General features: G+C 29.0%; 14 protein-coding genes. 9 read left to right on the top strand and 5 right to left on the bottom strand.

The features are described 5' to 3' along the window. The first annotated feature begins 351 nt into the window (after positions 1–351). The 8 genes from KHQ81_07565 to KHQ81_07530 all read left to right on the top strand — a co-directional run bounded on the left by KHQ81_07565 (position 352) and on the right by KHQ81_07530 (position 7,773). Positions 352–1,713, top strand: a complete 1,362-nt coding sequence (locus KHQ81_07565) for an MATE family efflux transporter (protein ID QVK16774.1) — start codon at positions 352–354, stop codon at positions 1,711–1,713. Between the two features lie 9 nt (positions 1,714–1,722). Then, entirely contained in the window at positions 1,723–2,268 is a 546-nt protein-coding gene (locus tag KHQ81_07560; protein QVK16773.1) for a TetR/AcrR family transcriptional regulator, read from the top strand. 305 nt (positions 2,269–2,573) lie between these two features. Further along, complete coding sequence (locus KHQ81_07555; protein QVK16772.1) at positions 2,574–3,386, top strand: MerR family transcriptional regulator; 813 nt, start codon at positions 2,574–2,576, stop codon at positions 3,384–3,386. Positions 3,387–3,441: 55 nt separating this feature from the next. Then, positions 3,442–4,740 (top strand): MATE family efflux transporter, encoded by a 1,299-nt coding sequence (locus KHQ81_07550; protein QVK16771.1) that lies wholly within the window; start codon positions 3,442–3,444, stop codon positions 4,738–4,740. A 196-nt stretch (positions 4,741–4,936) separates the two neighbouring features. Next, positions 4,937–5,542 (top strand): TetR/AcrR family transcriptional regulator, encoded by a 606-nt coding sequence (locus KHQ81_07545; protein QVK16770.1) that lies wholly within the window; start codon positions 4,937–4,939, stop codon positions 5,540–5,542. Beyond that, on the top strand, positions 5,535–6,380 hold the full coding sequence (locus tag KHQ81_07540) for an ABC transporter ATP-binding protein (GenBank protein ID QVK16769.1): 846 nt from the start codon (positions 5,535–5,537) through the stop codon (positions 6,378–6,380). Before KHQ81_07545 ends, KHQ81_07540 begins: the two co-directional genes overlap by 8 nt. Further along, entirely contained in the window at positions 6,377–7,060 is a 684-nt protein-coding gene (locus KHQ81_07535; GenBank protein ID QVK16768.1) for a hypothetical protein, read from the top strand. Before KHQ81_07540 ends, KHQ81_07535 begins: the two co-directional genes overlap by 4 nt. Next, positions 7,057–7,773 carry an ABC transporter permease gene (locus tag KHQ81_07530; protein ID QVK16767.1) on the top strand — a complete coding sequence of 239 codons (717 nt, stop codon included), beginning with the start codon at positions 7,057–7,059 and terminating at the stop codon, positions 7,771–7,773. Before KHQ81_07535 ends, KHQ81_07530 begins: the two co-directional genes overlap by 4 nt. A gap of 166 nt (positions 7,774–7,939) precedes the next feature. Here KHQ81_07530 and KHQ81_07525 read toward each other — a convergent pair whose 3' ends face one another. After that, a complete protein-coding gene (locus KHQ81_07525; protein QVK16766.1) occupies positions 7,940–8,392 on the bottom strand; it encodes a GNAT family N-acetyltransferase in 453 nt (150 codons plus the stop codon). Between the two features lie 303 nt (positions 8,393–8,695). Beyond that, positions 8,696–9,676, bottom strand: coding sequence for a peptidylprolyl isomerase (locus KHQ81_07520; GenBank protein ID QVK16765.1), 981 nt, complete (start codon positions 9,674–9,676; stop codon positions 8,696–8,698). Between the two features lie 417 nt (positions 9,677–10,093). Between KHQ81_07520 and KHQ81_07515 the strand changes: the two genes are divergently transcribed. After that, a complete protein-coding gene (locus tag KHQ81_07515; GenBank protein ID QVK16764.1) occupies positions 10,094–11,974 on the top strand; it encodes an ABC-F family ATP-binding cassette domain-containing protein in 1,881 nt (626 codons plus the stop codon). Positions 11,975–12,130: 156 nt separating this feature from the next. On the opposite strand, the gene KHQ81_07510 is transcribed toward KHQ81_07515, so the two are convergent. Genes KHQ81_07510 through KHQ81_07500 form a run of 3 tightly spaced genes read right to left on the bottom strand, consistent with a single transcriptional unit; the run spans position 12,131 to position 14,487 of the window. Then, positions 12,131–12,862, bottom strand: a complete 732-nt coding sequence (locus KHQ81_07510; protein ID QVK19589.1) for an amino acid ABC transporter ATP-binding protein — start codon at positions 12,860–12,862, stop codon at positions 12,131–12,133. Positions 12,863–12,884: 22 nt separating this feature from the next. Next, positions 12,885–13,652, bottom strand: coding sequence for an amino acid ABC transporter permease (locus tag KHQ81_07505; GenBank protein ID QVK16763.1), 768 nt, complete (start codon positions 13,650–13,652; stop codon positions 12,885–12,887). Positions 13,653–13,674: 22 nt separating this feature from the next. Further along, entirely contained in the window at positions 13,675–14,487 is an 813-nt protein-coding gene (locus KHQ81_07500) for a transporter substrate-binding domain-containing protein (GenBank protein QVK16762.1), read from the bottom strand. Between the last annotated feature and the right edge of the window lie 396 nt (positions 14,488–14,883).

Genomic DNA, 14,883 nt, shown 5'->3' with positions numbered 1-14,883 from the left:
ACAAATCAGCATGAGGATTTACAGAGAAAAACTGTACAGATTAAATCAAATAAAAAAAATTATTTTATTTAATCTATCTAATGTTAAGTTTTAGGTAGATTAAGATAAATTTTTTAGAGTGGACGATATATTACTTAAAATGTTATCTTCCTAAATTAGTTATAATCTTATAAATAACGTAAAGTGTTAAATATATGAAATCAACTGTCAAAATTGGGTATATTAAATATAATGTAGACTTCTTATGATACTGTCTGTAACTTTATTAGATTAAGTGTTTATTCTTTTTATTGACAAAATGAACGCTGTTCAGTTATAATGTGAACAGTGTTTATTTAAGGAGCAGTTATAATGAATGATAAAAGAATTAATTTATTGGCTAAAGCGCCTGTATCAAAAGCCGTTAACAAGTTAGCAATGCCAGCAATTATTGGGTTACTTGTTAATGCAATATATAATGTTGTAGATACTATGTTTGTTGCATGGATTGGTACCGAAGCAACTGGTGCTACACAGGTAGTATTACCTATTGTCTTAGTTGCAACTGCACTAGGACTTGGATTTGGAATTGGTGGAGGAAGTTATTTATCAAGACTTCTTGGTGAAAAACAGATAGAAAAAGCACAAGAAGTAACAAGTACGTTATTATTTAGTGGAATAATCGCTGGAATAATATTTGTTGTTATAAATTTATTATTTTTAGAAGATGTCCTTTTGTTCTTTGGTGCAACAAGTGAAGTTATGGATATGGCTAAAGATTATGGTTTCTTTATTGTAATAAGTGGATTGTTTTTAATTGTAAATATGGTTCTTAATAATCTACTTAGATCAGAAGGTAGTGGAAGCTATTCAATGGTTGGACTTGCTACTGGAGCAATACTTAATATTATTTTAGACCCTATTTTTATTTTTGTATTTGATATGGGAATAAGTGGGGCAGCTATTGCGACGATGCTATCTTATTGTGTATCAACAGGCTTGTTACTAAGCTTTTATTTAAGAAAACGTACAGTAGTCAAAATGAAACTTTCTTCAATTAAACCTACAATTAATTTATATAAAGAAGTACTGGTGATTGGTGGACCTACATTTGTTAAACAAATTTTATTTAGTTGTTCAATAGTTTTACTTAATCAAAAAGCTACAGAATTTGGCGGTGATGAATTACTAGCTGCAATTGGTATTGCTTTCCGGTTTACAATGTTAACGACAAATATTATTTTTGGGATTGGTCAAGGATTGCAACCAGTTGCTGGGTACAATTTTGGTGCTCAAAATAAAGAAAGGATTATCAAGTCATTAAAGTATACAATGAAATTAACAGCGTATGTAGTGTTTATATCTTTTTTAATTACTTTTATATTTACCCCGCAAATTATGGATGTTTTTAAAGCAGCCCCTGAAGTGAAAAAATATGGTATAATAGGCTTAAGATATATGGCGACAGGAATTATTTTCTTCGGCTTTGCAAATACAATAACTATTTTCTTTTTAGCAATTGGTCGAGGTTTAGAATCGCTCATTTTAAGTATTGCACGACAAGGATTAATATTTATTCCATTATTATATATTTTAACATATACTTTTGGTTACAAAGGAGTACTTGTATCACAGGCTGTAGCTGATATTTTAACATTATTACTTTCAGTATTTTTATTCGCAAGATTTATGAAATTAAATAAGCTTGATAAAGAAATGAATTTAGAAAATTAGGGGTAAAAAATGAGAAAAAAAACTATTTCAAAAGAAGAAATTGTTGTTTTTGCAGAAGAAATACTTAGAAAAGAAGGACTTGAGGCTTTATCCATGCGTAAAATTGCTGGTAAGGCTGAAGTCTCAGTTGGAACACTATATAATTATTTTCCTTCAAATAGAAGTTTGTTAGAAGAAGTATTCTATTTTAGTTGGAATAAAACTCATAACCTGTTAAAGGATTTACCATTTCATAATAAGCCTCCATTTGAATTATTTACGGATTTTTACATTTTGATTGAAGACGAAATAAGGTCTCGTTATGGAATTGGTAAAAAGCTGTTTGATAGCACTGCTTTTAATTATAAGGAAAGCGTATCTTATTCCACAATATTCTTACCCTTACGCGATACACTTTTTAAAATTATAAAACAGGATAAAAAATATAATAATTATTCTGAAAAAGATTGTTATATTATTACTGAATGGATTTTATTAATTGTATTAAATAGTATTACTAAAATGCGTCTTGATAAAGAATTAGTTTTTAAAGAAATCAAGCAAAGATTCTTTTAAGAAAAAATTACTCTATAATTTTCATATTTTATATATACTAAAAACGTGGTTTCACCTCGTTTTTTTTATTGTTTCTATAAAACAAAGTATAATTAGTTTAAGAAAATTATAGATTATTTATTTAAAGACGTTAAATGATAATAATAATATTAAGACGTAACATCTATAAAGTTGTTTATAATCGTTTTTGATATTAGTTGATATTAATAATATGAAATCTATGAAGTAGAATTTTTTTAGATTATAATAGTAAAGAAGAATAACTTAAATTAGTTTGAATAACTAAGTTATTGAAGGAGGAATTCATGAAAAAATATTTTTCTATAGGAGAAACAGCAAAGATTAATAATGTATCTATTCAAGCTTTAAGACATTATGATAAGATTGGACTTTTAAAACCAGCTTATGTTGATCCTGAAAGTAAGTATCGATATTATTCATTACATCAATTTATCTATTTAGATTTAATAAAGTATTCAAAACATATTGGGGCTACTCTTAAAGAAATTAGTAATGTATTACAAGATAAAAATGTTGTTACATTATTATCTTTTCTTAATAAACAACAATCAGTAATAGAAAAAGAAATAAATCGGTTAAATAAGATGAATAATGCTATTGGGCATATAAAAGATCAAATTAAATATGCTGTAGAACTAAAAGAAACTAATGAAATATATTTCAGGGAATTAGAAAAAAGATTTATTATAGATATTGAATTGAATAAAAAAGATGAATATAGTGATGTTGAAATAAAGATAAGAAAGTTAGATAAGATAATGGAAGAGAATGAGATTATGCTTCAGGGAGAAGTAGGGTGTTTCATCAATTTAGATTTGTTTATTAATAAAGGTAAATTCTGTTATAAGAGTGTTTATTCAACGCTTTGCATTGATGACATTGGAAATAATAATTTAGATATTAAACAAATAAAAGAGGGTAAGTTTATATGTATTTCCTATTTGAGTAAAGAAAGAGAACAAGCAGTAGACAAATTAAGTAAATATATTAAAGAAAATAATATAAAATATAAAGGAGTTGGGTTAGAAATTCAGTTGTTTAACACAATAGAACCGTGTGAAAATACTGATTTATATGAACTACAAATTTTAATATAAAACTATTGACTCTATACATGGTATAGACTATATAATACCTTTTGGGTGATATAGAATGAAATCAATTTGGAAAGAATTTATGAAATATGCAATGCCATCTGTAATAGGTATGATGGTTTCAGCACTTTATGTTGTTGTAGATGGAATATTTGTTGGTAGAGGTGTAGGAGCAAGTGCTTTAGCATCAATAAATGTAGCTGTTCCTTTTACAACTCTATTAATCGCTATAACGATGATGATTACTATGGGCGGAGCAGCATTAATGTCCATAAAGTTTGGAGAAAATAAGTATGAGGAAGCAAATAATATTTTCTTAGAAAGCTTATTTTTAATCTTCTCTGTAATAGGTATATTAGCATTATTTAGTGTTCTTTTTCCAGAATATATAGCTAAAATGTTAGGAGCTAGTGATGGGTTACTAAAAGGTACGGCTGATTATATATTTTTCTATTTACTTTTTGGTTTAGGATTTTCTGGAAGTTTAGCACTAAGTGTATTTGTTAGAAATGATGGTAATCCTAATTTAGCTATGATTTCTCTAATAGTAGGTGCAATAACTAATATAGTACTGGATTACACTTTTATTTTTATTTTTCATTTTGGAATAGCTGGAGCTGCAGTAGCTTCAGGATTAGGTCAATTATCTAGTGTAGCACTTCTTTTAACTCATTTTATAAAAAGAAAAGGAAAACTTAAGTTGTATATGCCTAAGTTAAAGAAGCATGATCTTATTAAAATCCTGAGGGTTGGGACACCAGAATTTATTAATCAGATATCACCAGCAGTTAGTATTTTTGCTTTCAATCTGGTGTTAATTAGAAGAATTGGTGAACTTGGATTAGCAGGTTTTAGTATCATTAGTTATATTAGTGTTGTACTTATCGCATTATTTATTGGTATTTCTCAAGGAATTCAACCTTTGTTAAGCTATAATTATGGAAAAAGAGACTATGAAAAGGTAAAGCAAATATTCAAAATGGGTGTTAAGACGAACTTTTTTGTTTCAGTCACAATATATGTATTATTATTTGTTTTTGGTGAGACAATCATCAGTATTTTTAATAATGATGAAACGCTTATAAAGTTTACTTATAGCGCGATGATTATATATACATTTTCATTTATTATTGCATCAATAAATATAGTTAATCTAACTTATAATCAATCAATTGAAAAACCAAAAATAGCAAATATAATATCTATAAGTAGAGGAATAGTATTTCCAATAATATTTTTAATAGTTCTTCCTTTAATCATTGGAAATAGAGGAATTTGGATTTCAATTATTATAGGAGAGATTTGTACGTTACTTGTAATTGTATATCTGTCACATGTTAAGAAAATATTCGCTTAATTTTAATATAGTTTGAAACAAGAGATGAACTAAGTCTCTTGTTTTTGCTTTTAGGATAAGTTATCTGTATCTGTTAGTTGTTAACATATAGATAACGAAAGTTTACTAGTTATAACTAAAATACTATTGACAAAGAGTATAAAAGAATATATACTTATGACTATAAAAACAAATTTAGTCAAATGGAGTGAAAAGTATGCCCAAAGCGTTTACTAATCATGAAAAAGAAATAATTAGAAAGAAATTGATTGAAGTGGCAGAAGATTCTTTACGTCACTATGGTGTCAAAAAAACAACTGTAGATGAACTGGTAAAAGGAGCAAATATTTCAAAAGGAACATTTTATCTATTTTTTGATTCAAAAGAGATATTGTTCTTTGAACTATTTAGATTAAGACATGATTCAATACAAAATAATTTTCTTGAAAAGATATCGAATCTAAAAGACAATTTAAATGCTGATGTGATTACTAATGTTCTTTTTGATTTATATAAACAGTTAGAAGATTCATTTCTATTTTCATTTATTACTAGTGGTGACTTTGAATTGGTAATGCGAAAGGTTCCTGAAAGTATGCTAGAAGATCATAATAGTAGGGATGATTTAAGTATGGAGAAACTATTTTCTATGATGCCAAACTTAGATTCAAAGCAAGTAAAAGTTCATAGTGCAGCACTGCGACTTGTCTTAGTGTCAATATTACATAAAAAAGAAATAGGTGAAGAATCATTTGATGATGCTTTAAAACTTTCTATACGAGGGATTATCATTCAGATGATGAAGGAGGAAAATAATGATTAAAGTCGATAATTTAGAGTTTAGTTATACTAATAAGCCTTATATGAAAGACATTAGTTTTGACGTTAATAGGGGTGAGATTTTTGGTTTCCTAGGACCATCAGGAGCAGGTAAAAGTACACTTCAGAAAATACTTACTGGTGTTCTAACAAATTATAAAGGGAGCGTTACTGTAAATGGTACAGAAGTAAAAAATACAACTGCGAGTTTTTATGAAGACATTGGGGTTGATTTTGAATTTCCTAGTTTATATGAAAAATTAAGTGCAAAGGAAAATTTACAGTTTTTTGGATCATTATATAATAAGGAAAGAAACATTGATGAATTATTGAAAAGTGTTGGTTTACAATTTGATGCAGATAAGAAAGTAATGGATTTCTCTAAAGGAATGAAATCCAGATTGAATTTTATTAAAGCTTTAATTCATGACCCTAAAATTCTTTTTTTAGATGAACCAACCAGTGGGTTAGATCCAACAAACGCTAAAATTATGAAAGACATTATTCTTAAGGAAAAAGAAAAGGGAAAAACAATTATATTAACAACACATAATATGTACGATGCTACTGAATTATGTGATAGAGTAGCGTTCATTGTTGATGGGGATATTCGAGCGTTAGATACTCCAAGGAATTTGATTATGCTCAGAGGAGCAGTTAAAATTGAATACACTTACTTAAAGGACAAAAAGGAAATAAAGTCTAGTGTTTTATTAAACAAAACGAATAGTGATAATGAATTGAAACGAGCACTTGAAGAGAATATAATCACATCCATTCATAGTAGTGAACCTAATCTAAATGATATATTTATTGAAATAACAGGAAGAACACTAGTATGAAAATACTTAAATTATTAATGGGAGATATTCGTTTTCAATTCAAATATGGATTTTATTTCGTTTATTTAGTGTTTGCATTAATGTATGTAATATTGATTAAAGTACTACCAGGGTCTTGGACAAACACGATGGCAATTCTATTAATTTTCTCAGATCCATCAGCACTTGGTTTGATGTTCATGGGAGCGATCATCCATCTAGAGATTTCTGAAAAAACAATCAATTCTCTCTATATTGCTCCAATAAAACCATCGGATTATCTAATTGCAAAACTCTTATCAATTGCATTAATATCTGTACTAGTTGGTTTATTTATAGGCTTATCAGTACAAGCTATTACAAATTACTTTTGGTTTATTTTAGGATTATTGATTGGTTCTATGTTATTTTCAACACTTGGGCTAATTCTAGCATTTAAAACGAGTACCTTGAATCAATTTTTCATATCAATCATTCCAGCTATGATATTAATCATTATCCCAGGTGCTGCATATTGTCTTGGTTTAAACAATCCATTGTTTATATTTCACCCAGGGATTGCAATCATAGAATTATTATCTGCAGGCAATTATATCTTTTTATCCTTGGTAATATTGTTGATTTGGTTAACCATTGTATTCTTAATCGCACAAAAAGTTTTAGTTAAGAAGTTTAAGCAAGGAAGTGGTGGTAGAATATGAGAGCGATTATTAAATCATTTCGTATATTCTTAAGCCAAATATCAAGAGATGGTATGCTCATTATGATATTAATATCACCTGTTTTAGCAGGGTTTTTCTTTCGATTTGGTATTCCTGAAATTGAAAAACAATTGGTTAACTATCTAGGGCAAGCGTCAGTTATAAGTGACTACTATGGACTTATAGACTTGTTTCTAGTAACTATGACACCCTATATGTTTTGTTTTGCTGCTGCCATGACAATGCTTGATGAATATGATAACAACATCATCAATCATTTAACTGTCACACCTATAAGAAAAAAAGGGTATCTGATATCAAGGTTAGTGATTCCAACGCTTTTATCATTTGTTGCTTCAATTTTTATATTGTTGATTTTCTCACTTACTTCATGGTCGATAGTGATGGTAATTATTATTTGTTTTTTAACAAGTTTTATGAGTATGTCACTGTCATTAATTGTGTTCTCGTTCTCTAAAAACAAGATTGAGGGGATGGCAGTTGCTAAGTTATCCGGCTTAGTTATGATAGGACTTGTAATACCTTACTTTATAGATAATGGTACTCAATACTTATTCTCATTTTTACCCTCATTTTGGATTGCTAAACTAATGATAAGTCCAAATTATCTATCCTTCTTATATGCCACAATAACTAGTATTTTATGGATTTGGTTACTATACAAAAAGTTTGATAAAAAATTATCATCTTAAAAATAATACAAACATTACATATCAATCTAATATCTTGAAAACAATTATGTTTAGTAAATGGTTAAATATTAATTATAAGAAGCTATAATCATCACAAAATAAAAGCCTATTCTCGCACTAGTCAAGAATAGGCTATTTAATCACATCGTCTTCTGTTAAACAGAAATTAATTACTTAAAAAGTATTTCATCTCAATTTCATCTTCAGTTCTGTTATACTCAACGAATCCTACTTTAAGATAAGCTTTATAAGCGGATTTATTTTCTTTATCAACGGATAACAGTATAGCTTCTTTTTGATAATTATATTGTTTAATACCAAATGCAATACCTTTTAAAATAAAGTCCTTACTCATTCCGTTACCAACAAATTTTGGATTAAGTGCTAAACCAATTTCCATGAAGCCCGCTTTAAAATAATATTCAAATAACCCAATAAGGTTGTCTTTATCAACTACTGCATAACCATCACAATTTCCAGGTCCTTTCATCTCTTTTGATTCAGTGTTGTAGTTATCAAAATAAGGTTTCATAAAAATCTCTTTCATAAATCCTATATATCTCCAACTAGCTATCTCATTAGCATAATCTAATCTCATTGGTTCAAACTTATATTCCATATTGTCCTCCTAATATTCTATCCATTAAGTTTACAAGTAAGTTCATATCTTTTTTCTAAAAAATTCAATATTTATCATTATAAAACCATTATATCATAAATCTTGATGGTAACAAATCGTAGTTTACCCATTAAAGATAATAGAGAGAGAAGTTTAAGCGGATTTGTTATGCTAAATAGATCAAATTTGCTGGTTCGTTGTAAGCATATAAGAAAGAGGATTTTGTACTATTAAATTGTATGAGTCGTTGTATTTAGTTGTTTTCTTTTGTATATAAAAAGGCCTGATTTTCAGGCCTTTTGGTTAATTGTTAACGATTATTACTGTTACTGTACTCAACCGTTGTTCTTCATATGGTCTATCCTTAATTGTAATAACATTTGCGATTTGATCAACAACATCTAGACCTTCAACCACACGGCCAAATGCTGCATATTGACCATCTAGATAAGTTGCATCTTGATGCATGATAAAGAATTGAGAGCCTGCTGAATCATAATCTCTGCTTCTTGCCATCGAGATGACTCCACGTTCGTGCTTTAATGGATTTTCAACACCATTTGCTGAAAATTCTCCTTTAATGCTATAGCCAGGGCCGCCCATCCCATTTCCTAACGGGTCTCCTCCTTGAATCATAAAACCTTTAATTACACGATGGAATGTTAAGCCATCGTAAAAACCGTCCTCAACAAGTTTAACAAAGTTAGCGACTGTAATAGGAGCGATTTCTTCATAAAGTTCAATTTTTATAATGCTACCATCTTCCATTTCCATGGTGACAATGTGACTTGCAGTCACGTCTTCATATCTAATTTTCCACTTTGCATAAAGCGTTAGGTCTTTATTAACGGTTGATGTGAAATCATATGGTACTGTTAATTCTTCATCTTGGTACCATCCTAAAAATGTATGTGCTCTTTTAGTGGGCTCTATCATAGACAAATTAGTTCCGTGTAGTTGTTTAATTGATGGGAGTTCACTACCACCATTTGTATTGAAGTTAATTGTATACTCTTTTATCTGCCATTTCGCGTAAAGTGTTATATCACTATTGACAGATGTTTTTAATGTGAATTCATTTGTATAAGGGTTTTTAGACGTATACCACCCTTCAAATGAATACCCATCTTTATTTGGTATAGGTAAATCAGCTATCTTTTTCCCTTTAACCTGAATAGAGTTAATTTCTACACCATTATCTGCCTCAAAGTTTATAGTATAAGTTTTACTATGACAACCTGTTAGTATAGTCAATAGTATTAGGACCCAAATAAATTTTTTCATCTTCTCACCTCAATTAATTAATGCAACTTGAATTTTGTTAAGATTTTTATTTTTATCTTGTGTAATAATTATCGGTGAAATATCTAAACAATTTTTAATCAACTTTTAGATTTACTTTCACCTATACAAAAAATCCTTTAGATATATTATATACTAACGGAAACATTATTTCTATTCTTTTTTTACTCATTTAATTTTGGGATTAATTGTATTAGTTATGCTTACGTATTTTAGTAGAAATCCTTCAATTAAAAAAAATCTCCTTTGATTGACCTGCATTATCCAAAATTTATTTGATAATTTTTAAACAATATATTTATAAATAATATAAATTAATACACTAATAAATTAATTGCTCTTTTTCGTTTATTATGTTATAAAGAAATAAACAAAAGACTTTCAAAACAAGGAGTACTTATGAACCTTTTAAATGTAGAAAATATATCAAAAAGTTACAGTGAAAAACAGCTTTTAAATAATATAAGTTTAAGTATTAATGAAGGGGACAAAATTGGACTTATAGGAGTAAATGGCACAGGTAAGTCAACCTTTTTAAAAATACTTGCTGGGCTTGAAGCATCTGATCAAGGCAGAGTTATAACAGGTAATTCTGTAAAAATAGAGTACCTTTCTCAAAATCCACATTTTGATATGGAAGGTACAGTATTAGAACATGTTTTTAAAGGTGATTCATCTGTCATGAAACTTATCAGAGAGTATGAAGGGGCACTTGAAAATCCAGATAACAGTGAAGAAATTATAAAATTAACCAATCGTATGGATAATCTGAATGCTTGGAGCATAGAAAGTGATGTCAAAAGTATTTTAACAAAGCTAGGAATTACTGATTTTAACGCTAAGGTAGGCACCTTGTCTGGTGGACAGAGAAAGAGAGTTGCTTTAGCTGAAGCACTTATAAATCCTTCTGATTTACTGATACTTGATGAGCCTACTAACCATCTTGATAATGAGACTATCGACTGGCTTGAGCAATACCTTAACAAGAGAACAGGCTCTGTTCTCATGATAACCCATGATAGATATTTATTAGACAGAATAGTAAATAAAATAATTGAGTTAGACAGAGGAAACCTTTATCTTTATGATGGTAACTATAGTACTTTTCTTGAGAAAAAAGCTGAAAGAGAAGAGCAAGAAGCTGCTAGTGAAAAGAAGAGACGAAGTTTATATAAAAAAGAACTAGCTTGGATAAGAAGCGGTGCACAAGCTAGAAGCACAAAACAAAAAGCAAGAATTGACCGTTTCAAAGCCTTAAGTGAGAAGCTAGTCGTTGATTCTAGTGAAAAACTTGAAATTTCAGTGGGAAGTAGCAGGCTTGGTAAGAAAGTAGTTGAGCTTGAGCATGTTAATAAAACATTTGGAGAAAAAAAAGTTTTAGATGATTTTTGTTACCTAGTTTTAAGAGATGATAGGGTTGGTATTATTGGACCTAATGGAAGTGGAAAGTCAACTCTAATGAATATAATTGCTGGGATAGTCAAGCAAGACAGTGGTACTGTCGTTAGAGGGCAAACAGTTAAAATAGGCTATTACTCACAGGAAACTCATCATTTGAATGAGAGCATGAGAGCTATTGAATATATAAAAGAAGCTGCAGAATATATTGAAAATGCGGAAGGGTATAAAATTACAGCCTCACAAATGATGGAGAAATTTTTATTTTCAGGAACCATGCAGTGGACACCAATTGCTAAACTTTCAGGTGGAGAAAGAAGAAGATTATATCTTTTACGCGTGCTTATGGAAGCACCAAATGTTTTACTTTTAGATGAACCGACAAATAACTTAGACATAGAAACGCTTACTATATTAGAAGACTATCTAGATGGTTTTCCGGGAGCAGTCATTTCAGTTTCACACGATAGATATTTTTTAGATAGAATGGCTGAAAAAATATTTCTCTTTGAAGCTTATGGAAATGTTAGGCAGTTTACAGGAAATTACTCGGAATTTAAGGAGAAATTTGAGGATAAAATAGAAGTTAATATGTCAGTGGACAAAAACAAGAAATTTGTAGATAAAAAGAAAGAGAGACCTTTAAAGTTCTCTTTTAAGGAACAAAAGGAGTTTGAAGAAATAGATACGGTTGTTGCTGAATTAGAAGAAAAGATAGAAGTTATTGAAGAGAAAATTAATAAGGCTTATGTAAATTACACACTCCTTCAACCGCTTTTAGCTGAAAAAGAAGATTTGCAAAAGCAACTTGATCAAAAGATGGAGAGATGGATTTATTTAAATGAATTAGCAGAAAAAATTGAAGCAGAGAAGGATAAATAGTAAAATAGAGAAAATAAGAAAAAGGTTCTAGACATTGAACGAATGAAAAAAAGCTATCTGTAGTTATTGAACAGCAGATAGCTTTATATATTTTTATCATTAATTATGTGTTATTATCAAGTGTTTAATAACTACTGTAAAAAGTTAAACATAAGTTTATCTTTTTTCAATAACTCTTTTTAGAAATTCCTTAGTTCTTTCATTTGATGGATTTGAAAATATTACTTCAGGACGATTAGATTCTATAATATGTCCTTCATCCATAAAGACAACAGCATCACTAACTTCTCTAGCAAATCCCATTTCATGTGTTACAACAACCATAGTCATACCACTATTTGCTAAATCTCGCATAACATTTAAAACGTCACCAACCATTTCAGGATCTAAAGCACTGGTTGGTTCATCAAATAACATTATGTCTGGTGTCATAGCAAGTGCTCTTGATATCGCAACACGTTGCTTTTGTCCACCAGATAAACCACTTATATTACTATCGGTAAAATCTTTCATACCTACTTTCTTTAATAATTGAAGAGCTATTTGCTCTGCTTCATTTTTATTTCTTTTTAGAACTTCTACTTGTCCTATTGTACAATTATCTAAGACATTCTTATTATTAAACAAGTTAAAGTTTTGAAATACCATCCCTATTTTAGTTCTTATTTTATTTAAATCTATATTCAAAGATGTTAAATCACTACCTTCAAAGATGATATTACCATTATCAGGTTCTTCTAATAAATTAATACATCTTAGAAGAGTAGATTTTCCACTTCCAGAAGGTCCGATTATACAAACAACTTGTCCTTTATAAATATCTAAATTGATACCTTTTAGTATTTCTTTTTTTCCAAAACTTTTTTTCAAATTTTTAATTTCAATGATTTTATCCATGTAAATCACCTTCTTATAATGTCTGACTCGTAGGGTATGATAATTTTGTTTTTGAACCACTTATGTAACCACTTACTAAATAAAGAATTCTTGTTGTTGTAAATGTCATTAATAAATACAAACCTGCTGATATTACAAAACCTTCTAACTGTCGATAGTAAATTGAATTCACTTTCGTTGTAATAAAGTATAGTTCAGTCACAGAGATTACCATTAAAACCGCAGTATCCTTTATATTAACGACAAATTCATTACCAATAGCAGGAATGCTGTTCTTTATTGCTTGAGGAATGATTATATGAATCATAGCCTTGCTTCTAGTCATCCCTAAACTTCTAGCTGCTTCAAGTTGTCCTTTATCAATAGAGCTAATACTACCTCGTAATACTTCAATAATATATGCTGAAGTATTGATTGAGACAATTAAGATTCCACAAATAATTATATTTAGATTATATCCAAGTCCTGCTAATCCATAAAATATGATGACAGATTGTACAATCATTGGCGTTCCCCGTAATACTTCAACATAAATTGTGGCTAATATTACACCAGTTTTTTTAAGTATTTTCTGGATTAACGTATCACGACCTGTAATTTGTTGTATTTTAATAGGTACAATAAATACAGCTATTATTAAACCTAAAATCGTACTTGTTAGTGCAATTAACAATGTATATTTCATTCCATCTAGATACATTGGAAAGTAATTTCGTAATATATATAGTAACCCACCAATAAAACTATCAGGAATAATTTCTGTTGATGTAAGAAAAAACATAATGTCCTCCTAATATGTAATATTATGAACTTGATTTATTAATAAATTCATTCATCCATGTATTTCTATCTTCATTAGATATTTTAGCTAATGACTCATTTATTCTCTTTAATAAATCTGTATCAGATTTTCTTAATCCAATAGCTGTAGAAACTTCAGAATCATCAACGACAAATCCATTATTCTTATCGAATCTAATAATTTTTAAATCTGAATTATTATTTGCCATTTGTGTGGCTACTGGTAATTCACAAATAAAACCATCAGCAGCTCCATTTTTCACTGCTGTAACTAATGTTGAATAATCTGGTAATGATGTTTGTTTAATCGCACCGGTCATTTGTGAAATTAAATTTTCGTGTAGAGTACCAAGTTGTGATGTTATTTTAGCACCGGAGAAATCTAAAATTGATGTAGCATTTACATATTTACTATTATTTTTTATTACCACAACTTCTTCAGGTCGAAAATATATATCAGAGAATGCAATCGTTTGTTTTCTTTTTTCAGTTGGACTCATACCTGCAATGATTGCATCAATTTGATTTGTGGATAAAGCAGGAATTAAACCATCCCATTTAATCGCTTTTATAACCAATTCTTTGTTTAAGTCATCAGCAATTTTTTGAGATACTTTTACATCATAACCATCACAATATGCCTTTGTTCCATCAATAATAACTGCAGTATCAGTTTTGGTAGGGGATGTCCAATTATAGGGAGCGTAAGCACATTCCATACCTACTGTGAATGTTTTCGTATATTCTTTTTTTGAACATGCTGCTAATGTAAAAGTAAAAATTCCTAAAAATAGTGTTAATAATAATTTACGCATTTTCTTCCTCCTAGTATTTTTTTACATAAAAAAAGATGCAATATAGCACCTGCTAAATTGCATCTATTTATAACAAATATAAAAAGAAAAAAGATGCAATTGATAGCGCCAATACTTAACGTAGAGAGTAATACAAGTATTCCTTGTATTCCCACATTATATATATGCCTATACATAATGTTCGGCGATGTATACCTTTCAAATGCTTCAAAGCATGCCTGCTCCACATTTTACTAATTTGCATCGCAACCTCTATCAATTTTTATGATACACACATTATAACAGTAAGTTATTTATTAATCAACAAAAAAAATTAACTAATTTTTTTGATTAATAAATTTAATAGATATATCATAAGATTTAATATAGTAAAAAATTAAATTATAATAGTTACTC

It is taken from the genome of Mycoplasmatota bacterium (assembly GCA_018394295.1).
GTDB lineage: Bacteria > Bacillota_I > Bacilli_A > Haloplasmatales > Haloplasmataceae > JAENYC01.
Note: the sequence above shows the minus strand (reverse complement) of the source record. Positions and strands in the feature narration are given on the sequence as shown.